The sequence below is a fragment of the Rubripirellula obstinata genome (genome assembly GCF_001642955.1).
Lineage (GTDB): Bacteria > Planctomycetota > Planctomycetia > Pirellulales > Pirellulaceae > Rubripirellula > Rubripirellula obstinata.
In genome coordinates, this window is record NZ_LWSK01000001.1 from 203,224 (window position 1) to 222,940 (window position 19,717).

The 19,717-nt window shown below is 54.2% G+C and carries 21 protein-coding genes; 6 read left to right on the top strand and 15 right to left on the bottom strand.

The window, feature by feature from the left end; all coding sequences use genetic code 11:
• The 3 genes from RC85_RS00845 to RC85_RS00855 form a co-directional block, all read right to left on the bottom strand.
• Positions 1 to 480 (bottom strand): TadE/TadG family type IV pilus assembly protein, encoded by a 480-nt coding sequence (locus RC85_RS00845; RefSeq protein ID WP_084422234.1) that lies wholly within the window; start codon positions 478 to 480, stop codon positions 1 to 3.
• Positions 477 to 938, bottom strand: a complete 462-nt coding sequence (locus tag RC85_RS00850; protein ID WP_068257962.1) for a TadE family protein — start codon at positions 936 to 938, stop codon at positions 477 to 479. The genes RC85_RS00845 and RC85_RS00850 overlap by 4 nt, the downstream gene beginning before the upstream one ends.
• A 490-nt stretch (positions 939 to 1,428) precedes the next feature.
• Positions 1,429 to 1,623: a hypothetical protein gene (locus RC85_RS00855; RefSeq protein ID WP_068257963.1), complete on the bottom strand. Its 195-nt coding sequence runs from the start codon at positions 1,621 to 1,623 to the stop codon at positions 1,429 to 1,431.
• Positions 1,624 to 1,742: 119 nt separating this feature from the next.
• On the opposite strand from RC85_RS00855, the gene RC85_RS00860 reads away from it, so the two are divergent.
• From RC85_RS00860 to RC85_RS00875, 4 genes are all read left to right on the top strand, one after another.
• The gene (locus tag RC85_RS00860; RefSeq protein WP_068257964.1) at positions 1,743 to 2,801 is read left to right on the top strand and encodes a transaldolase family protein; all 1,059 of its coding nucleotides are present in this window, start codon (positions 1,743 to 1,745) and stop codon (positions 2,799 to 2,801) included.
• Between the two features lie 81 nt (positions 2,802 to 2,882).
• The gene (locus tag RC85_RS26030) at positions 2,883 to 3,260 is read left to right on the top strand and encodes a FeoA family protein (RefSeq protein ID WP_084422235.1); all 378 of its coding nucleotides are present in this window, start codon (positions 2,883 to 2,885) and stop codon (positions 3,258 to 3,260) included.
• A 42-nt stretch (positions 3,261 to 3,302) separates the two neighbouring features.
• Positions 3,303 to 5,663, top strand: a complete 2,361-nt coding sequence (feoB, locus tag RC85_RS00870; protein ID WP_084422236.1) for a ferrous iron transport protein B — start codon at positions 3,303 to 3,305, stop codon at positions 5,661 to 5,663.
• A gap of 13 nt (positions 5,664 to 5,676) precedes the next feature.
• Positions 5,677 to 5,895, top strand: a complete 219-nt coding sequence (locus RC85_RS00875) for a FeoB-associated Cys-rich membrane protein (protein WP_068257965.1) — start codon at positions 5,677 to 5,679, stop codon at positions 5,893 to 5,895.
• Positions 5,896 to 6,295: 400 nt separating this feature from the next.
• On the opposite strand, the gene RC85_RS00880 is transcribed toward RC85_RS00875, so the two are convergent.
• The 4 genes from RC85_RS00880 to RC85_RS00895 all read right to left on the bottom strand — a co-directional run bounded on the left by RC85_RS00880 (position 6,296) and on the right by RC85_RS00895 (position 10,393).
• Positions 6,296 to 7,225 (bottom strand): hypothetical protein, encoded by a 930-nt coding sequence (locus RC85_RS00880; RefSeq protein ID WP_162273153.1) that lies wholly within the window; start codon positions 7,223 to 7,225, stop codon positions 6,296 to 6,298.
• Positions 7,226 to 7,375: 150 nt separating this feature from the next.
• Positions 7,376 to 8,542 carry a DUF1559 family PulG-like putative transporter gene (locus tag RC85_RS00885; RefSeq protein WP_162273154.1) on the bottom strand — a complete coding sequence of 389 codons (1,167 nt, stop codon included), beginning with the start codon at positions 8,540 to 8,542 and terminating at the stop codon, positions 7,376 to 7,378.
• A gap of 219 nt (positions 8,543 to 8,761) precedes the next feature.
• A complete protein-coding gene (locus tag RC85_RS00890; RefSeq protein WP_068257968.1) occupies positions 8,762 to 9,718 on the bottom strand; it encodes a hypothetical protein in 957 nt (318 codons plus the stop codon).
• A 99-nt stretch (positions 9,719 to 9,817) separates the two neighbouring features.
• Positions 9,818 to 10,393, bottom strand: a complete 576-nt coding sequence (locus RC85_RS00895) for a MaoC family dehydratase (RefSeq protein ID WP_235033388.1) — start codon at positions 10,391 to 10,393, stop codon at positions 9,818 to 9,820.
• 352 nt (positions 10,394 to 10,745) lie between these two features.
• On the opposite strand from RC85_RS00895, the gene RC85_RS00905 reads away from it, so the two are divergent.
• Positions 10,746 to 11,102, top strand: a complete 357-nt coding sequence (locus RC85_RS00905; protein ID WP_068257971.1) for a nucleotide pyrophosphohydrolase — start codon at positions 10,746 to 10,748, stop codon at positions 11,100 to 11,102.
• Positions 11,103 to 11,271: 169 nt separating this feature from the next.
• Here the strand turns inward: RC85_RS00905 and RC85_RS00910 are convergent, their stop codons facing one another.
• The 6 genes from RC85_RS00910 to RC85_RS00935 form a co-directional block, all read right to left on the bottom strand.
• Positions 11,272 to 12,267: an exonuclease domain-containing protein gene (locus RC85_RS00910; protein WP_068257972.1), complete on the bottom strand. Its 996-nt coding sequence runs from the start codon at positions 12,265 to 12,267 to the stop codon at positions 11,272 to 11,274.
• 2 nt (positions 12,268 to 12,269) lie between these two features.
• Complete coding sequence (locus RC85_RS00915; RefSeq protein ID WP_068257973.1) at positions 12,270 to 12,860, bottom strand: DinB family protein; 591 nt, start codon at positions 12,858 to 12,860, stop codon at positions 12,270 to 12,272.
• Positions 12,850 to 13,686 (bottom strand): alpha/beta hydrolase, encoded by an 837-nt coding sequence (locus RC85_RS00920; protein WP_235033389.1) that lies wholly within the window; start codon positions 13,684 to 13,686, stop codon positions 12,850 to 12,852. Before RC85_RS00920 ends, RC85_RS00915 begins: the two co-directional genes overlap by 11 nt.
• Positions 13,687 to 13,691: 5 nt before the next feature.
• Positions 13,692 to 15,452 (bottom strand): single-stranded-DNA-specific exonuclease RecJ, encoded by a 1,761-nt coding sequence (gene recJ, locus RC85_RS00925; protein ID WP_068257975.1) that lies wholly within the window; start codon positions 15,450 to 15,452, stop codon positions 13,692 to 13,694.
• A 144-nt stretch (positions 15,453 to 15,596) separates the two neighbouring features.
• On the bottom strand, positions 15,597 to 15,761 hold the full coding sequence (gene rpmG / locus RC85_RS00930; RefSeq protein WP_068257976.1) for a 50S ribosomal protein L33: 165 nt from the start codon (positions 15,759 to 15,761) through the stop codon (positions 15,597 to 15,599).
• A gap of 251 nt (positions 15,762 to 16,012) precedes the next feature.
• Entirely contained in the window at positions 16,013 to 16,591 is a 579-nt protein-coding gene (locus RC85_RS00935) for a Uma2 family endonuclease (RefSeq protein WP_068257977.1), read from the bottom strand.
• Here RC85_RS00935 and RC85_RS28840 point away from each other — a divergent pair.
• Entirely contained in the window at positions 16,590 to 16,724 is a 135-nt protein-coding gene (locus tag RC85_RS28840) for a hypothetical protein (RefSeq protein WP_261340463.1), read from the top strand. The two genes, RC85_RS00935 and RC85_RS28840, sit on opposite strands and share 2 nt — an antisense overlap.
• A gap of 20 nt (positions 16,725 to 16,744) precedes the next feature.
• Here the strand turns inward: RC85_RS28840 and RC85_RS00940 are convergent, their stop codons facing one another.
• Together RC85_RS00940 and RC85_RS00945 are read right to left on the bottom strand one after the other, a co-directional pair.
• Positions 16,745 to 17,323 (bottom strand): Uma2 family endonuclease, encoded by a 579-nt coding sequence (locus tag RC85_RS00940; protein ID WP_068257978.1) that lies wholly within the window; start codon positions 17,321 to 17,323, stop codon positions 16,745 to 16,747.
• Positions 17,324 to 17,425: 102 nt separating this feature from the next.
• A complete protein-coding gene (locus RC85_RS00945; RefSeq protein ID WP_149752924.1) occupies positions 17,426 to 19,633 on the bottom strand; it encodes a DUF4159 domain-containing protein in 2,208 nt (735 codons plus the stop codon).
• Between the last annotated feature and the right edge of the window lie 84 nt (positions 19,634 to 19,717).

Here is a 19,717-nt window from a genome sequence, read left to right on the forward strand (position 1 = left end):
TCACTGTTCGAAGAAGCCGTCGTAGCGTTCAGTACGCATTTTGGCTTGTGTTTGGATGGATGAATTGGGAAGAAAGAGTGGAACAAACAGTGCGACATCGTGGAGATTGACTTCCACGGTGACAGCGATCTCTGTTGAATCGGCATCAACGTCGGTCACGCTAATGGTGTATCCCCCCGACAACATGGAACCCATGATTCCGTCTGCAACGTTTTTGGCTTCTTGCGATGTGGCACCCGGCACGACGGCTTGTCTGGCACCAAAGTACGCGGCGTCTTGCGCCAAGTTACGAACCATGTTCATTCGTGCGAATTCGATGCAAGTCATGATCAGTAAGAACATCACATTGGCAACGATCGCAAATTCGACAACAGCGGCTCCGGTGCGAATAACACGGTTCCGTGAACCCGCAAATCGGCCAATCTTATTTTTTCGTCGGCCAAAATTGCGTTTGCGAACTGAGTAGCGATTTCGAATCATGATCCGTTCTCCAGATTCTCGTACTCTTTGACCATCGTGACACTGCCATCCATTCTTAGATTTCCGATGACTTCCGATGGCATCAACAGATTTCCGGCCGCGGGAATGGCAACGGTGACCGTGACCGGTTGCAGCGTGGTGGCTGCACCAAATCCGGGCGAACTGATCGTGATGTCTGACGTTTCGTATTGAATGTTGCGTTCGTCCAAGAATTCTTGAATTCGGTTGACCACGTCTTGATTGGAATACCCGCGTCCGACACCTTGGCGGGCGCCTTCGTAAGCAGCCAGAACCGCCGATTCTTTCAAGAACATTGCCGAGCAAACATCGATCGTGCCGATGGTCAAGGTAAGCAGCACTGGAAAGATGAGCACGCATTCAATCGAGGCGCTTCCACGCCGCATCGCAGGTTTCATTCCTGCTGGCGATCGTCGGTCGTGGCGGCGGCGGTGAAACATTTTGGACCTAGTGGTGGTTCGATAAGCCGGTGGAAAGGCCGGTCTATCAGAAACCTAGGTCACGTTTTTCACCTGGGCGCGAAAAATTATCTCGTTTTTATTTGCCCCAGCGGCCCGAGTGTGCTTCCGGGCCCGCCAAATGCCGCCCCGAAGGAATTTTCCTGAAACAAATTCCGTATTTGCCGAAATCCTTCGTAGCTGGGCCCGCCAGGGTTCAGTCGGGTACAGCTCAACGCCGTGAAGAGTTTTGACCCCGAAAAACGCGGATGAGTTCGTTTAGCCGCGTTGGGCATCGCCCCGCGCGTCGTGCGCTCCGAACGTGCAACCGAACCCGCGGGCCCTGAACCCGCAACCCTGAACCCGCGGGCCGATGCTCACGCGGTTTAGAAAACCTTCACGGCGTTGGGTACAGCTAATTATGGACTGAACCCTGGCGGGCCCAGCTACGGGAAAACTACGGGAAAGCCGGGAAGTTATTTCGGGACAGTTCCTAACTGCCCAAATCAGCCTTTTCGTCGCCGTTTTCGTCGTATCGATTAAACGCGAAATACACCAGTGGAATCGGCAAACAAGGCAACAGCAGCAAGAAATACTTGCCGATTAGAAATGAAAAGCCAATCGTGACCAAAACAAAGCCGATCCAGAGCCACCAAGTGTCTCGCCATAGTCCCCTGAGTTGTTTCATTGGTTTTCGCCTGATCCATGAATTTGCGTCGTCTCAAAATCCGTTAGAATGCTGGGTAAGTCAACTCGACTAAACCTGGCACCCTCACCAAACTCCACAGACACTCCGAGATATTTTCCATGGCTGATTCGATTGCGTCGCTCATTTCTACCGGAACAAAACTGTACCTCGATTCGGTCGAACCAGCATTGGTTGATCAGAATTTAGCTTGGGGAGCGGTCGGTGCGACCAGCAACCCCGCCATCATTTCTTCGATTGTCAAAGACGGCGGGTTGGACAAACGAATCGAAGAACTATTGGCCGCTGGTCACGACGACGAAGCGATCGCATGGCAATTGACCGACGATCTTGTCATCGATGCACAAAATAAATTTGCCAGCCTGAACAAAGAATCCGGCGGAAATGTCGGCTGGGTCAGCTTTGAATTGGATCCGCTGTTGGAAGATCCGACATTGGGGCTCAGTGACGCCGAGCGAACCAAAAAGTACATCGAAGCTGGCAAAAAGTGGAATGAAGGACACACCAACCGAATGATCAAGGTTCCCGCGACGCCCGCCGGGATTGCCGCCTTGGAGGAATTAGCGGCCGCCGGCGTCACGCTGAACGTGACCCTGATTTTCACCGATGACCAATACACTCAAGCCCGCGATGCGGTTTGGCGCGGTGCCCAGCGACGTGATTCGCTGGACCATTTCAAGAGTGTCTACAGCATTTTTCTGTCGCGAATTGACGTCTACACCGAAAAGAATCTGGCCGGCCTGTCGGAATCATCCCAGGGCCAGGTCGGGATTTTGAACGCCAAACGAATCTGGCAAAAGAATCAAGACTTCTGGGCGGACAAGAACACCAAGCTGGAACAAGAACTGATTTTCGCCAGCACGGGAACCAAGAACCCGTCCGACCCACCGACAAAGTACATCGAAGCACTTGCCGGTAGCGATATTCAGACCAACCCGCCGGAAACCAACCAAGCAGCCGTCGATAGTGGCATCGAATTTCATCGCACGGTCGACCAAATGCCTGATCAGGCCATCCAAGACGAAATCGATGCAGCACTCGATTCCGCAGCCATGCAGGACGCCTTGATGACCGAAGGTGTCGATAAGTTCGTCAAGCCACAGCGAGCGTTGCTGGAAATTATCGCCCAAAAGCGATCCGAGCTTTCGCCCGCTGGTTAGCCTCGCCCGCGACGGACGCAGGCATCCAAATTGGCAGCACTGCCGTCACTCGCTACGGCCTACTTTTGAACTCAAATCGATTTGAGTGCTGGCACCCCGACCGGCCAACGAATTGGCAATCACCTTGACAATTCAGGCCGCCCCAGCCACACTTCGACCTTAATGAGAGTCGTTCGCAACAGCGGTTGTCGCTGTCGCGCCAGTTTGGACCACTTCTTACGTGAATTCTCGATGACACTCGACCAGCTAACACCCGGACAACGTGGCCGGATTTTGCGTATTCAAGGCGTGGATAGCGTTTCATCGCGTTTGCGAGAAATGGGCTTTGTTGCCGGTGAATGGGTTGAATACGTCTGCCGTGCTCCTTTTAGCGGGCCGGTCAAATGCGGTTTGGCGGACGCTCGGATCGCTGTGCGAAATGGAGAAGCAAAGCGGGTCGAAGTCGAACTGATCGCCTAGCCCTCCGCTTGGCTTTCTCTCTACTCTACTCGGCGCATCACCATGTCGACGGCTTCCGATCCTCCGAGTGAGACCACTGGTGTGCCGCCCAGTGCATCAATCAGTCCATCCAATACTGACATACTTTCTGCGGGGCATTATCGAGTCGCGTTGGTGGGCAATCCCAACACCGGCAAGAGCACGCTGTTCAATGCACTTGCGGGCCTGAATGTGCGGACCGGGAATTATCCCGGCGTCACCATCGAAAAGAAGGTTGGCCGTTGTTATGCGTCAACATCATCGGGTGAGCGACATTCGATTGATCTAGTCGATTTACCCGGCACCTATTCGCTGGCCCCGCGATCGCCTGACGAAATGGTCGCCGTTGAAGTTTTAACCGGCGACGTCGATAAGGAAGAGCCGATCGATTTGATCGTGTGCGTCGTCAACGCCACGATGATTCGTCGGAATCTGTTTTTGGTAAGCCAGTTGATGGAACTGGGGAAGCCGATGATCGTGGTGTTGAACATGATCGATGCGTCGCAGTCGCGTGGCGTAAAAATTGACACCGATCGACTCGCCAAGAATTTGGGTGTGCCTGTGATCGCGACCTCGGCATCGCGGCGAATCGGCATCGATGAACTGAAACACTTGATCGCCGATCAGTGTGCGACCCAAAACACTGGCAAAGATTCAACTGAGCCCTCAGAAGACAATCGCATTCCGCGTCCTGATCCTCGCTCGCCGTTGCCAGCCGCGTTTGCCGAAGCCACCGACTCGGTGATGAAGACCTTGGTGGAACATAACGTGCCGCACGGTTCGTTGCCCAATCCCTTTATGATTCAACGCGCACTGATCGATGGCCAGCATGCGGCCGTTGGATCGCCGACTGCCGAGACGTTTTTGTCCCAGCAATATGGTTTCTGTATCACGCGAGCCATCTTGGATCAGCGGAAGCAAATTTTTGACAGTGACGCTGGCGGCGCGTCGGTCGATTTGATCGACCGCGAATGCGACGCCCGCTACGCTTGGGCGCTGGCGCAGTTGGATGGTGTTATCCAGAAAGGTTCCTCTGATCATTCCGGCTGGACCGACCGCATCGATGCAATCTTGACGCACCGCGTCTTTGGACTGATCAGTTTTATGTTGATCATGTTCGCGATCTTCCAATCCATCTATTCCTTTGCTGGGATTCCGATGGACGTGATCGACGGTTTGTCGGGTTGGGTGTCCGACGGTGTCGTTGCGATCATGCCGCCGGGTATGTTGCGCAGCCTGATCACCGACGGAATCATCGCGGGCGTGGGCGGTGTATTGATTTTCCTGCCACAAATTGCGTTGTTGTTTCTGTTTTTGGCGTTACTAGAAGATTGCGGCTACATGGCTCGCGCCGCGTTCGTCGTCGACCGGATGATGTCAGCGTTTGGGCTGAGCGGTAAGTCGTTTTTGCCGTTGATGAGTTCGTTTGCTTGCGCCGTTCCTGGCGTCATGGCGACTCGCGTGATTGAAAGTCGTCGCGATCGTTTGACGACGATCATGGTGGCACCGCTGATGAGCTGTAGCGCTCGATTGCCGGTTTACCTTTTGTTGATTGGTGCATTTGTACCGGCGACAAAGTACCTGGGCGGTTGGATGTCGTTGCCGGCATTGGTGCTGATGTCGATGTACTTGGTAGGCGTTGTTGTTGCCGTTCCCGTGGCTTGGGTTTTGAAGAAGACGATCTTGCGAGGTGACGCGGCACCGTTCGTTTTAGAATTGCCTGAATACAAATTGCCAGCTCTTCGTGTGGTCTTTTCAAGAGTCTGGCAGGCCAGCGTGGCTTTCGTCGTGCGAGCTGGCACCTTGATTTTTGCGGCTTCGATTTTGATCTGGTTTGCAGGTTTTTGGCCCGGCGATCACACGCGTCAGTTTGAATTGGAAACTCAGTTGGAATCGATGGAAGCATCCGACCAATCCAACTTGGACTCTTACGCCGCGGCAAAATCTGAGCTGAATGAGGTCAAGGGCAGCCTGATTGAAAACAGCTTGCTTGGCAAAGCAGGTCACGCGATTGAACCGATCGTCCGTCCGCTTGGGTGGGATTGGAAGATCGGCGTCGGTGCGATCGCTAGCTTCCCGGCGCGGGAGGTGATCATCGCGACTTTGGGAACGATCTACTCGCTCGGTGGCGAGGAAGACGATGACGGATTGATCGGGGCGATGCGAGCGTCGAAGTATCCCGATGGTTCGCCGGTCTACACCTTGCCGGTTGCCTTGTCAGTGATGGTATTCTTTGCGTTGTGTGCCCAGTGCGTCAGCACGCTGCTAGTGATCCGCCGCGAAACCAATTCGTGGTTCTGGCCAGTGCTGAGTTTTACTTACATGACGGTGCTAGCCTACGTTGGTGCCTTGGTGACTTTCCAGGTCGGTTCGCGAATCTTTTAGACGGAGATACCAGATGCCTTGGCAACCCATCATCACTGCTCTGATCGTCTTCGCCGCCCTGGTGTGGTTGGGCCGAAAGATCTATCGCGTCGTTTCCAGCGCAGTCGGCGGAGGCAAAAACTACACCAGCAGTTGCGGTTCGTGCAGCCAAAATCGCCCACAGAACGTCACGGCCAGCCCATTGATCCAATTGGATGCCAAGTCGCCATCGTCTTCGCAGTCCGATTCGTAGAGAGAGTCGCAGAGCGGTGGAAGCACAATGCCGGCCCGCCTAAAAACACAAGTGCAGGCAAGCTAATCGGCTGGAGGCCCTAAAGTAGGCCGTAGCGAGTGGAGCGAGTTACGGCAGGGCTGCAAAAATGCCGTAACTCGCTCCACTCGCTACTGCCTACAAAAACGTCGGCCGATTAGCGTGCCTGCATTCTAGTGGCTTGTCTCAGCTAAGAATTAGGGTGTGCCGTAGTGGATCTTGTTAAAGATCCTCTCGCGATAGGATCTTTAACAAGATCCACTACCCTAAAATTAAGCTGTGACAGACCACTAGAAACACTGTGAACGATTTCTGAGGGGCCGTCCGCGACTGCCAAACCGCTGGGCCTCAAAAAAAATGCAACCGCGATGTTCCTGGTTCTTTACTCAGGAACACTCTTGGGGAGTTGCTTGACTCGGATCAGCAGGACCAATTGCTCATCACGATGGTCGGCGTTTTTTCCCGTGAACATTTGGGTTGCCAAGCATGAATCGTCTTGATGAACGGAGCCGTCATCTTTGCTTGTTGGATATTGATCGGCTGTGATGACGATCAACTCATCTTTGCCCAACAGCCAATCGAGATCCAACGATGGCAACGACCAGGATTCACGTCGCTGATCAATTCGCAATCCCGAATTGCTTCCGCCACCGACGAACTGCTGCCGCATTTGGCCGTGTTGAATTTCTGGACGCAATCGCAAACGCATGCGACTGTCCGGCGTCAATTCGCTTGCTTGTAAGGTGAACAAGAATTGTGGCTCATGAAGGGTCCGCCCAACCACTTGGTCATCGACTCGAACCAGCGTCACATGTGAACCTTCGATCGGTTCGCGGAGCGGCAGTTCATATCGGCGTCCCATTCGCATGGCGATTTGCTGTCCGCCGCCCTGGATGTCACTGGCAATCGAAGCCGATGCCAGAAATTCATCGACGACGTCTTTGGTGGCCGTCATCGAATGGAGGTGACTGCGAAAGCTTTGCGGATCGACAACCAAGCCCGCTCGCATGCCGTTTTCAAAAAGCTGGTAGCGTTGGCGGTTATCGACCGCTGATTCGTCGACCCAATCCCAGATCGCAGCTCGATCTTTCGCCTTGGTGTTTCGCAGATCGATGTTGACGAATTCAACGTCCAGCAAGACCTTCGATGCGGAAATCCTGGAAAGGTTGCCCGCTGAACTGCTTACTGCTGAACTGTTGCCCGCTGAACTGTTGACTGGGGCCGCATTCCTAGCGTCGGAAGTCTTGTCAATCAAATCAAGCGAACCGATTTCTTTCCAAGTCGCGCAGCCGCTCACAGCCATGACTGTCATCGACAGCAATGCGACCCAGTTCCGCCAAAATGGATTCGAGCGATCCAACCGTAAGTCCGTGACAAGCGAGAGAGCGTTTCGTTCATCGCGGAAGGTACGATTTGATAACGTGAAAGGTCAATAGATCTCTAACGTGTTTCACACGCCGTTTCAGAAGGCTTCAGTTGCTAGAAACTCGTTCATCGGTACATCGCTGGATTTGCCATGCGGTGTCATCATGGATTGGTAAACGCGATAATCGATCTTATCGACCAAGAATCGTACGCTGGCGTCTGCCATTGCCACATGGGCACCGCCAATGTGCAGTGATGATGGACGGGCAACGTCTGCAAAGTTGCTTGAATTCATTTGCAGTTCGTAGACGTCGCCGCCGTTGATTTTATGAACAGGATTAACCGGCGGAGCCGAAGCGAACCCGGTGGGATCTTCAAAATGCCACAATGCTCCTTGCAGGTAACGCGCAACCGGTGGCGATGCGATGACCTCTTTTCCCGAAACCGTTTGGATGTTCATCAAATGATTCGCGTTGCCCGTCAGCGCCGTCGTATGCAATGGCATCGCTTGATGGTTCTCGCTCAACATCAACGTGCTGGATGCACCATCGGTGATGTCGTCCAATCGAACCCGCTTTCCAACGGGCATCAATTGCGACGGGTTGCTTGGGTTGAAACCTGCATACCGATTGTTGAACAAACCATTGGCCGATGACATCGAACGTAAAAAATCAACGGCCACCGTCGATTGGCCTGGCCGTTGGTAAGAGAAACCAGACGGCGCGTGCATGCCCGTGTTGGCGACAAAGTGGTTCAACCCGCGTGAGGAAAGATGCCCGCTGCCGCTGGGACAAATAAACGCTTCGTAAACCGGCGATGCAGCCGCACTGTATCCATCGAACGACGGCGCGCGTTCGCCGCCGTCGTCCGCGATCAACGGATAGCGATCCATCGACCAAACTTCATAGAGCGGCTGGTTGTCCAGCTTTGACATGGCTGCAATCGGCCACCCACCAATCTTGAAGTGGCGCGGGACGGCACCACCAAAATTGCCCGGATCGGCTGGATCGACTCCACCTTGGAACTCGCCAAATTTTTGTAAGTAACCAGGAAGCGAATCGCGGTCACTGGCGTAACCAACGATTGCAATTCCCATCTGGCCAAGCCTAGCCGAACACTGACTTGCTCTTGCGGCAGCCAAAGTTCTACCCACTGCCGGCAACAACAAGCCCATCAAGATCCCGATGATGGCAATCACCGTCAATATCTCGACTAAGGTGAAAGCCCTAGTTTTGAAGACGCGTCGAGCATAGAAATGTCGCATCAGAAGACTCCGCAGTGAGAGTAGAAGAGCGGCGTGACCCATCGGTCGCTCGCCGATGCCGTTGCCAGCACGTTCTCATCGTAACGCGATTGAGCCGGTCATTGCAAGAAAAATGCGTTTAGGAACGAGCGGGAAATTAGTGTCGCCTTTCGCTCCGCGAAAGTAGCGAATCCGCTGCTTTCGCGGAGCGAAAGGCGACTATAAAAAGTCGCACGTTCCTTACCGCGCCCGCACCAAATCCGCGTGATCAATGCCTTCTTGGGTAATTGTCGCACTGATCTCTTCTAAAAAACGGTCCGCATCCACTGGATATCCGGCGGTGGGCTTTGGCGAATTTTCACCCTGATGGTGTGACAGGAAATATGCGTTCAATGAACCCATGAAACGTTCTCGCAAGTATTTCGCGTGCATCGATGCGAGGGCCACCGGAGTAAATCGATCGCCTTTAACCGTAAACGCAAATCGGATTTGACGATCGCCGACTGATCCGTGATAGACACTTTCTAGTTTGGTTTCTGAAATCGCTTCCGTGTTTGCTTCGGGAAAAAAACTGCGAATCGCATCGGCGTAATAGCGGCGTCCACCATGTCGGTCACAGAAGACCTGGATGTCGTCGCCTTGCTTGTCTTGGCTGATTGCGTCTCGGACCAAGCCAAGTGTGGATGCTGTTAATAGGTCTGCTTTATTCTGACCATCGCAACAGAACTGGTTAAACCGCTTGGCGGTGATGACACGTGCTTGAACGTCAATCAAATCAAAACCTGCCGATCGCCATTGATTGATCGCCGCAGCGGTTTCAGTCTCTGGCGTCAATGGCTGTGGTTCGATTCGGTCAAGCCACGGTGCCGCCGCGATATCTTGTTGATCTTCGTTGGCGACGTGACGGATGATGTCCATGACATCGTTCAGGCGATTGCCGCACCAATGGTGGCTGGCGGAAACAACGTGATGCAACCCAGACAGTCCCGCCCCGGATTTGTAGACTGATTTTGAATCGTCAATCCGAACCTTGCGTCCGTCGATCAAAACCGGATTGATCATCGGTTGAAAGGCAGCAACGACTTCGTCTTTCTGAAGCGACACAGAACCGGATTCGATTCGGCCAACAACCGCAGCGACCACAAGCGGTCCAAGCTTGGGACCGTATCCGGCTTCATCAGTCGCAATCAGAAGCATGAGAACTCGCGTGGTGATGAAACTGTTTTTAGCGAGGCGGGCAGCTTTAGCGAGGTGAACAGTCTTAACGAGGTGAACAGTTTAACGAGGTGAACAGTTCTAACGAGGTGAACGGGGCCGAGCCGAATCGCTTTCCTGGCCAGTCAATCGACGTGCCCGAGCCTTCGTTGAAACCAGCGAGATGAACCGCCCTCGTTGAACGACGCGACCTTGCTGGTTCAGAAGTTGACGCAACCAGGTCACTCGGCCGGCTCGGCGACCATGTTGCTGGATCGATTCAACCTGCGTTGAAACACGAACGACATCGCCAAAAAAGATCGGTGCTTCAAACTGCCACTCGGCAATACTGACCAACGCCAGCGTTGCGACTTTGGGTGCCTCGGTGCTTAGACCGGCCAACATGCTTAACCCAAGCAGCCCATGAGCGACCGGTTCGCCAAACGGCGAATCGATACCGTCTTCGCTATGAAGTGGATCATTGTCGCCAGTCAGTAAAGCAAAATCGGCGACGTCTTCGGCGGTGACTTCTCGCGTAGGACTGAACCAACGGTCGCCGACGGAAATGTCCTCCAGATACAAAGGACAATCGTCAACGTCGGTCGTTGCGGTGAATCCTGGTGCTTCGTCACTGATCGGTTCGAGGCTGGCGGCCCGAGAGTCAGAAGAGGTTTCCAAAATGATTTCACCCAAAAAAGTCGTGTGTAGACGCGATCGATGCCAGGTCTTTATTCAGTGCGAAACACTTCTCTTGCCCGGCGAGACGGCATGATGGCATGTGCAGGTCACGGCCAAAAGACGTGATCTGGATATCAACACAGACAACGTCAAAATCGGTTCTGGTTGCGACGGTTACATAGTTTCTGCGTTGCCTAGGATAATAGCCGGTCGCGACCTTCAAGGGGGAATCTGGCCGCATTGTCGGCTTTTCGACAACTTTTCGGCTGCTATGCTCGCTATCGCACACTGTCGATCGAATCGCTCGGAAGAGTCAACGACGCTTCGTTTTCCTCAACTTAAGTCTTCTTTTATGACATCAAATCAGCCATCAGAAGAACTAACCCTGCGAGATGCACAGCGGCAGGTAGACGATTGGATTGGATCGATCGGTGTTCGCTACTTTGATGAAATGACCAACTTGGCACAATTGGTCGAAGAGGTCGGCGAGGTCGCTCGGATACTCTCTCGAACCAAGGGCCAGCAATCACTCAAGGCCGGAGCCAGCCTGGGCGATCTTGGCGATGAACTGGCAGACGTTCTCTTTGTAACCATCTGCTTAGCCAACCAATCCGGTATCGATCTGAGCGACGCGCTTCGTCGCAACCTGGATAAGAAGACGATCAGAGACGCCGACCGTCACAAGAACAATCCCAAGCTGAATCCTTAGCGAAGTGTCGATTTAACAACGACCTTACAGATTGCCTGCGACCTGCCCGTAGCTGATCCCGCCAGGGTTCAGTGGAACTTAAACCGATCTTGAACTGAACCCTGGCGGGATCAGGGACGGTTTAGATCAGCGTGATTGGAGACTTGTTACGGCCGACCAATCGGCAGCTCTACTTTTGCGAGATGATCAAGTTCAGAAAACTCTCTTCGTCCAATATCTCAATCGTGCTGCCTGATTTCCGCAGCGTTTTGACGGTTTCCTCGTGAACGCTCATCGCGGCGCTGGTGCCAGCTGGCGCTCTTTGCTCCTTCCCAACGACGACATAATCGGTTTGCTGACTGACCTGTTTTTCGCAAGTTCCACCAAGCCGACTGGCCAGCGATTCAGCCTGCTGCGGATCCATCACGCTAAGCCGACCCGTGAACACAATTCGCTTGCCGGTAAGCGGTCTGATGAATTCGGCACGAATCATCAATCGCTGCAAATCAAAAACAGGCTGCTGAGGCGTCGGTGGCCCGGTGGTAGCAGTAGGCGTGGGCGATGCAGGTGTCTGCTTTTTACGCTGCCGTCGCATATTTGTCGGCCCGCGGTATCCCCAATCTCCCGCACTGCCTCGTGTCAGCTTCAATCGCTTCTCGAGATCTTCCAACGACGTCGCTTCCTGATCGATTCCGGCGGCCAGCATGATTTTGGCACACGCGATTGAATCCTCCAGTGCATCATGGTGTTTGAATCGGACTCCCAGCCAATCGCTGAGCGGTTTGAGTCCAAAACCGCGGCGGTGTGGCCACGTCCGACGTGCAACAGCGCGGGTGCATGAAAAATTGATTTGCGGAATCGGTTTGCGGTGCGTTTGCAGGCACGCAATCAAGACTCCGATGTCAAAGCTTGCGTTGTGGGCGACCAAACAATCATCGCCAAACGTCTCAGAAATCTCGTCCCAGATCGCACCAAACTCGGGTTCGTCGCGAACTCGATCAGGCGTAATTCCGTGAACGTGGATATTGCCAGCACTGAACTGCATTGGACGTGGTTTGATCATCCACATCGCTTCGTGAACAATCCGGCCGCCGCGAACTCGCACCGCTGCCAACTGGCACGCGCTGTCCCGTCGCCGACTCGCAGTTTCAAAATCAATCGCGGTAAAGTCGGCTAGAAAATCCATGGCTACCCTGGACACTTGCGATCTGCGTATTTGCGATCTGCATATTTGCGATCTGCATATTTGCGATCGACGGATACCTGGCAGCGTTGTTCAATGATCTCTAGGTGGTGCGATAGGTGAGCCGCCGCAATCCATGCCATCGCGCGAACGCTGATTGGATTTGAATCCACCGACACTTTGCGTTCCCATGCCGCCGGCTGAATACGAATCAGAAGCAGCCGGTTGGATTGACGCGTCGCACCCAATTCGCTGATCAGATTGCTGAACGTGCCCAAACCAAACCGAGCATTGGCGTACGCGTTTTCATCCCAACTGGGCAGCGGCGTGGTGTCGCCGGCCGCCGCGCGAAGGATTCGATAACCAAACACTCGCTCGGCATCAACACAGTGTTCGATCACCTGCCGCACGGTCCAAGTGTACGGCGAATGAACGATGTCTACCTGCTGAGTGCAAAGATGGCTGGCCAGTTCGCACATCCAAAACAACTGGTCATTCATGACGGCAATGACGTCATCGCCGGGAAGTTTGGCCAGCAATTCCTGCTGGTATTCAGACAGCAATTCGTTTTCGGCTGGCCGACGACTAGCGATCATTAGCGTGTGATTCCGAGACAGCTTCACCGGCTTGATTGACTTCGTCGCCTAAGTCCTCGCCCAATTCTTCATCTAGTTCTTCTTCGCTCGGCTGTGTCAGCACATCAGCCAACATTAAGGCAACCTTTTCGACCGACGGTCCGTCGATCGTGTGCGGGCCTTGGAAGCTGTGGAATTCCAACTTGGCTCCGGACATGCGAAGCAAATCACGCAGCACGACGGCGCTATCGAATGGCAACACCGGATCAATCTTACCATGCGACTGGAAGATCTTCGTTTTCGATAGCCGATCCTTCGCCGCATCTTGCCACTGACTGCGACAAATGACGGTTCCCGAAAACTGGATCAGCAAAGCAGGCGGTTCGTTGGTGCCCCGCAGTGTTGTGTCCATCGTCAACATCGCACCCTGCGAAAAACCACCCAAAACCAAGCGAGGATTTTCGGTCGGCATGCCGGCGAGCGTTTCCGTGATGACTTCATCTAGCGCTGCGCGTGCTTCGTCGATTCCTGGCGGCGTTTCATCGTGCAGATCATCAAAGCTGTTGGCCTGAACCGCTTGCGCCAGCCGTGCCATGTTGATCGGCCACCAAGCACGCGCGGTCGGCATGCCCAATTCGGCCAACGAGTGCGGTGCATCGGGGAACACAAAACGAAATTCGCTCGCGTCGTCACCCAGCATCGTTAGCCATTCACCAGCCAGCGGTGCCAAGTCATCAAGCGACGCACCGTAGCCGTGGCAAATGATCACGGCCACCGTCGGTTGCTGGCCACCGTCAACGACGATGCAGTTTAAGGATCCAATTTTTTGTCGAGTTGCAGTCGGCACAGATGTCATACAGTTAAGGGTTGGTGAGCTGGCCGCCAATCGACCAGGTGGATTTCAACGCTGCGATAGCCACGGAATTCATTCACAACCGGGCGATACGCAATTTCAAAAGGTTCGGTCATGTTGTTTAGTTCGTCGCACCACGTTTCAGCATTGAACGCGACGGCGCGAATGGTCTTGTTGCCCTGACGAAGTTGAACCGTCAAGTGTCGTTTCGTCTTGCCCATCAAGCTGGCTTCGCCTTCGACAACCACACCGCGACTGCACAAAGTCGGACGCGGGTTGCCTGCACCAAACGGTGCCAGCATATCCATTTGCTTCATCGTTTCTAGGTTCAATTGTCCCAGCGGTGCTTCGGCATCGATCACAATCTCTGGCACGATTTCTCGTTCGGTCCATTGCTTGGCAACGGCTTCGCAAAAGTCGTCGCGAAAGGTTTCAATCTGACGCTCATCGATCGTCAACCCGGCGGCCGCTTTGTGACCACCAAATCGAACCAATCGTTCGCTGCACTGTGCCAATGCATCATACAGGTCGATGCCAGTGCCGCCGACGCGTCCTGATCCGGTCGCTTCGGTTTTGCCCGCTGAATCCAGCGACAGAACCAAAACTGGCTTGGCATGTTTTTCAGCCAATCGTCCAGCGACGACGCCGATCACACCTGGATGCCAACCCACACCCGCCAACACAAACGCGGCGTCCGATTCAGCATCAAAGTCATTCTTGATTTGTTTTTGGGCCGCCAAATAAACACTTCGCTGAAGGGTATCGCGACTGTTGTTCAGTTCATGAATGTAGTTCGCCAGCGATTCAGTTCGATCGCCGGCACCGGACGTCAGTAATTCGACGGCCAGTTGAGCTTGCCCCAATCGTCCAGCCGCGTTCAATCGTGGTGCAATCGTAAACGCGATGCTCTCAGTATCCAGCGTCGCGTTTGGATCCATGCTGGCGGCTTTCATTAGCGACTGCAAACCGGCCAACGGCTCGGCTCGCAACATCTTCAACCCGTGTTCGACCAAGATGCGATTCTCGTCCAACAACGGCACCACGTCAGCAACGGTTCCGATCGCCGCCAGCGTCAGTGATTGCATCAGGTAGCGTCGCAGCGGTTCGGTGACTTTTTTGCTGCCACAAATTTCCTGGCAAAGTGCCCACGCCAATTTGAACGCGACACCGGCACCGCAAAGTTCGCCGAACGGATAATTGGTTCCCGGCAGACGCGGATGCACGAGCGCGTCGGCGTCGGGAAGTTCTTCGCCGATGGTATGGTGATCGGTGATGATCAGCGACACGCCCAGTTCGCGGCACAGTTTTGCGTGGCTGACGCTGGTGATGCCGCAGTCCACCGACACGATCAGCTTTTTGCCGCGATCGGCTAGTTTGCGAATCGCATCTTCGTTTAGGCCGTAGCCATCTTCCAAGCGGTTGGGCACGTGATAAGAAACATCGCCGCCAAGCAATCGAATTCCGTTGACCAGGATCGCGGTGCCGGTCATTCCATCGCAGTCGTAATCGCCGTAGATCACGATCGGCAGTTTGTCTTCAATTGCCGACTTCAGGATCGGGACTGCTGTTTCGACGCCGGGCAAAGTTTCCGGCGGACGCAGACCTTTCAATTTGGTCGCGAGGAAGATTTCAGCGTCGGCAGAGCTGTAGACCCCTCGACCGACGAGCAACTGAGCCACGATTGCGGGCACCCGAGCGTCGCGGATCAGTGAATCGACTCGCGAGGAGTCGTGTGGGATGACCCGCCATTTCCGCTGCATCTGGTCCCTCCGTGTACAACAACTACCCTGCGAAACAGGCCATGCGACAGATCGCCGTGTGTCGCTTAGATCCACACGGCCAACTCGGTAACGGCCAACTTAGTAACGGCCAACTTGCTACTTGCAAAGATCCGCAAAAGACGGCTATTTTTTCTTTTCGTTGTGCCAAGTTCGCTTACGCAGGCGTGCGCTGTACTTCAGCAAACGCAGCTTTTCGCCACCGGGTTTGCGGCGGTAGCTGTAGTTGTAATCGCCGGTTTCTTCACAGACCAGAAAGATCGTTTCGGCTTTTTTCTTGCTCTTTGCCATCGTTTCAGAATCAAATAGGTGCGGTGGGGATTACCCAGGATTGTATTTTTCGGGCCCCAGAGTGTACGCGACTGCCCCAGAACACGACAAGCGGCTTTCAGCCCAATTCTTCCTGCCCACCGGAAATCGCCTAAAACACTGGCATCTAGGCGGTTTCGCAAACGGATGTAGGCCGGAACAAGCGGAGCGAAGTTCCGGCAATCCAACACAAAAAGATGCAACTGCCGGAACTTCGCTCCGCTTGTTCCGGCCTACGCAGACTCAAATTTGACGTTTCGATAGATCTCCGACATCGGAACGCTGACGGAAATCGATGAGAATTCAGCGGATTCGTCCAGGGTCACCGTTTCACGCAACAACCATGAACCATCGTCTTGGCGGAGGAAAGACTCGACACTTAATCGGTCTTGGGTAATCAAGACGACTTCCTTCAGCGAAGCGATGCTGCGGTACTGAGCAAACTTGGTTCCACGGTCATAACTCTCCGTCGATTTCGACAGCACTTCAAACAAGACCGTCGGGTTGATCAGCGTGTCCATTTGGTCATCCTCGAATTGAGGATCCTCGCACACGACCGTGGCATCCGGGTACGTGTACAGTCCCGTTGCCGAAACCTTCACCCGCAGATCGCTCGTGTACACTTCACCGTCGCGTGACTTCAGCGAGTTACCAACCTCGCGAACAACATTCCCAACAATCAAATTGTGTTCCCGCGAGGCACCCGCCATCGCGAACGTCTCACCGCGATAAAACTCGCTCTTAAAACTAGCCTCTCGTTCACGGGTAAGATACTGCTGGGGCGTCAAGAATGATTGCGGTGCAGTGGACATGATGGAAATCAACGGTAACGAGAATTTTAAGATCGCGTTTCTAGTTTACGTGTCACCGCACATGATCGCCAGCAACGATCCTGGGGAATTCATCAATCGCCCGTTGTTGTTGCGATGGGTGCAACTGCCGTAACTCGCTCCACTCGCTACGGCCTACGCGGACTTGAATTTGACGTTTCGATAGATCTCCGACATCGGAACGGTCACGGAGATCGATGAGAATTCAGCGGACTCGTCCAGGGTCACCGTTTCACGCAACAACCATGAACCATCGTCTCGGCGCACGAACGACTCGACACTGAATCGGTCTTGGGTAATCAAGACGACTTCCTTCAGCGAAGCGATGCTGCGGTACTGAGCAAACTTGGTCCCACGGTCATAACTCTCCGTCGATTTCGACAGTACTTCAAACAAGACCGTCGGGTTGATCAGCGTGTCCATTTGGTCATCCTCGAATTGAGGATCCTCGCACACGACCGTGGCATCCGGGTACGTGTACAGTCCCGTTGCCGAAACCTTCACCCGCAGATCGCTCGGGTACACTTCACAGTCACGCGACTTCAGCGAGTTACGAACTTCACCGACGATATTCCCAACAATCAAATTGTGCTCCCGCGAAGCACCCGCCATCGCGAACGTCTCACCGCGATAAAACTCGCTCTTAAAACTAGCCTCTCGTTCGCAGGTAAGATACTGCTGGGGCGTCAAGAATGATTGCGGTGCAGTGGACATGATGGAAATCAACGGTAACGAGAATTTTGGCGTCGCGTTTCTAGTTTACGTGTCACCGCACCTGATCGCCAGCAACGATCCTGGGAATTCATCAATCGGCCATCACTGCTGCAGCGAAAACACGACTAGGTTAGCCACGATTTTGGCGGCGTCTTCGGTGCTGTAGCCTGGGCATTGGATGGAGTTGGGGCTTTCCAAAGCGCAGCTTAGATCCAGCGGCGAAAAGAACACGCCAATCACTTCGCCGTCCGTTTGAGCCATTTCTAATTGAGGTACAGCGATTCGCTTGCTGACCGATTCGCCTCGCGGTGACGGTGTTCGGATCGTGACGCCGGTCAAGTCGAACGAACCGGGAACGTTCATCACCGCGTGGTCGGGCGGCACCGGCTTGAGCGATCCATCGCCGAGGATAAATTCGATTTCACGTCGGAACGATTTTGCAAACGCGTCCTCGCCACAAATTGCCGACCCCAAGATGACGCCGCCGTCGTCCAAGTACTCGGCAATCAATTCACGTTCAGACCGCGTCCATTGAAATTCAGTTCGGCCATGAACCCACAACACATCAACACCGATCAATTCTTCGCGAGCGAGCTTCACTGGGGCGGCCGCGGCACTGACGTCAACAGGAACGCGAGCGGCGATCAGCGTCGCCGCATTTCGTAGTGCTCGCCGGGCTTCTTGTCCACCTGCATCGACCGCCAGCGTTGCCAATTGATTGACACCGCGTCGGCCTTCGGGCAATTCGCTTCCCTCAATCACAAACCGGCTTTCCAATTTGTCTTTCAGTTCGCGACCGGTGGCGTAGGCGATCATGTTTTCGCCGATGCCCACCGCTGCTTTGATTTGTTCTTTCGCCGGTTCCGCGATCGGTTGGCGGCGGAACACCAAATCCGCCAATTCCCAACGGCAAGACAGACTACGCGGACTAAAGAAAATGCTGGTGCGACAACAAGCTTGCACGCCATACATCCAGAAATCTTTGTCGATCGCCGCGGGTGCCACTTTTCGCTCAGCAAACCAAACCGGATGATCCGGAGGCAACTTTTCCATCACAGCATCATCGACCAACCGCTGACTCAGTTTTTGCACGCTGCGAGCGAACGGTCCCGCCGGTCCGCATCCGTCACCTGAATCGGATTCAAAAAAGATCGTGCCGCCCTGGTCGATGTAGCTGCGTAATTGTTCGACAAAGTCGTCGGTGAATTCGAGCGGTCGACTGCCGCTGATGATCAGGACAGGCGTTTGCAACAAGTCAGCAAACTTGGCGGTTTTCGAGTCGATGGTTTGAAACGTCAAATCGCGTCTCCAATCACGTTCGACCTGCCGCACCAATTGACGCAGCCCGTCGGGATGCTGCTGCCAATCGGACTTCGCGTCATCCTTGCCGTGCTGCAACCTTGCCGCCACGACTTGGCGTTTTCCCTTGCTCAAAAACAGCAACGAGAACGACGTGGTCACGTTGACCGGTTCCAGCGGTCCCGTTGACGGCCAAAAGCCTTGGAAATCATCTTGCAGCGCGACAATTCGCTCGGCACCTTCGCGGTACCAATCATGGTTGCCGATGAATCGTCGTCCCGACAAACGACCAACGCGTTCGAGTGCGTACAGATAATAGAAGTACGTCATCTTGTTGTCAGACGACGGGTTCCCCTGAACAGTAAAATTTCTGGCTAGCCAATTCAGACCTTCTTCGACCGGATCCTTTTCAGATTGCTCGCCGCCGCAGCATTGAATGTTATCGCCGACAACTTTTGAACTGGAATCACTCAGCCGCCCTCGTGCGATGATCACCGATGCGATGCCTGCGCAGGTCATGCTGCCGGTCGGGTCGCCACGTTTTTGGTAGGACCATCCGCCGCTGCCTTTTTGCCGATCGGTCCAATAGGCAATCGCTCGCTGGAACGTTTCAGGTTCGACTTCGATCCCGCGATCCGCTGCTGCGCCTAACGCCAGCACCGCGAATTGTGAATTCGATGGATCGCCGCTGCCTTGGCCTCGGTTGTATGTCCATCCGCCTGGGTTGGTGTTGAATCGGCCGCCTGCGTCAATTTGTTCTTCGACCAACCACTGCACGTTGCGGCGAATTCGCGGCAAGTCGCCCGCCGCGCCCAATTGGCAATACACCAACGTTTGCAATGCGACTGAATAGGTCTGATCAGGCTCGAACGTTCGCAGGTAGCGCATCGCTCGCACGATATCCTGATCATCCTTGCTGACGCCGCAATTGAGCATCGCCAGCGTGCAAAGCGCCGACATGCCGCACGGTTGTCCGTTGAATTCTTCCCAACCGCCAACATCGTTTTGCATTTTGCGAAGATAGGCAACTCCGCGGTCAATCGAACGTTGAACGCTGGCCGCATCGATGTCGGCATGCGCAGGATTTGGAGAAAA

What these genes read in the sequence shown, in the direction of transcription:
- RC85_RS00845 (WP_084422234.1), bottom strand. Translation starts at nt 480, where the DNA reads ATGATTCGAAATCGCTACTCAGTTCGCAAACGCAATTTTGGCCGACGA.
- RC85_RS00850 (WP_068257962.1), bottom strand. Translation starts at nt 938, where the DNA reads ATGTTTCACCGCCGCCGCCACGACCGACGATCGCCAGCAGGAATGAAA.
- RC85_RS00855 (WP_068257963.1), bottom strand. Translation starts at nt 1,623, where the DNA reads ATGAAACAACTCAGGGGACTATGGCGAGACACTTGGTGGCTCTGGATC.
- RC85_RS00860 (WP_068257964.1), top strand. Translation starts at nt 1,743, where the DNA reads ATGGCTGATTCGATTGCGTCGCTCATTTCTACCGGAACAAAACTGTAC.
- feoB (WP_084422236.1), top strand. Translation starts at nt 3,303, where the DNA reads ATGTCGACGGCTTCCGATCCTCCGAGTGAGACCACTGGTGTGCCGCCC.
- RC85_RS00875 (WP_068257965.1), top strand. Translation starts at nt 5,677, where the DNA reads ATGCCTTGGCAACCCATCATCACTGCTCTGATCGTCTTCGCCGCCCTG.
- RC85_RS00880 (WP_162273153.1), bottom strand. Translation starts at nt 7,225, where the DNA reads ATGACAGTCATGGCTGTGAGCGGCTGCGCGACTTGGAAAGAAATCGGT.
- RC85_RS00885 (WP_162273154.1), bottom strand. Translation starts at nt 8,542, where the DNA reads ATGCGACATTTCTATGCTCGACGCGTCTTCAAAACTAGGGCTTTCACC.
- RC85_RS00890 (WP_068257968.1), bottom strand. Translation starts at nt 9,718, where the DNA reads ATGCTTCTGATTGCGACTGATGAAGCCGGATACGGTCCCAAGCTTGGA.
- RC85_RS00905 (WP_068257971.1), top strand. Translation starts at nt 10,746, where the DNA reads ATGACATCAAATCAGCCATCAGAAGAACTAACCCTGCGAGATGCACAG.
- RC85_RS00910 (WP_068257972.1), bottom strand. Translation starts at nt 12,267, where the DNA reads ATGGATTTTCTAGCCGACTTTACCGCGATTGATTTTGAAACTGCGAGT.
- RC85_RS00915 (WP_068257973.1), bottom strand. Translation starts at nt 12,860, where the DNA reads ATGATCGCTAGTCGTCGGCCAGCCGAAAACGAATTGCTGTCTGAATAC.
- recJ (WP_068257975.1), bottom strand. Translation starts at nt 15,452, where the DNA reads ATGCAGCGGAAATGGCGGGTCATCCCACACGACTCCTCGCGAGTCGAT.
- rpmG (WP_068257976.1), bottom strand. Translation starts at nt 15,761, where the DNA reads ATGGCAAAGAGCAAGAAAAAAGCCGAAACGATCTTTCTGGTCTGTGAA.
- RC85_RS28840 (WP_261340463.1), top strand. Translation starts at nt 16,590, where the DNA reads ATGATGGAAATCAACGGTAACGAGAATTTTAAGATCGCGTTTCTAGTT.
- RC85_RS00935 (WP_068257977.1), bottom strand. Translation starts at nt 16,591, where the DNA reads ATGTCCACTGCACCGCAATCATTCTTGACGCCCCAGCAGTATCTTACC.
- RC85_RS00940 (WP_068257978.1), bottom strand. Translation starts at nt 17,323, where the DNA reads ATGTCCACTGCACCGCAATCATTCTTGACGCCCCAGCAGTATCTTACC.
- RC85_RS00945 (WP_149752924.1), bottom strand. Translation starts at nt 19,633, where the DNA reads ATGCAAAACGATGTTGGCGGTTGGGAAGAATTCAACGGACAACCGTGC.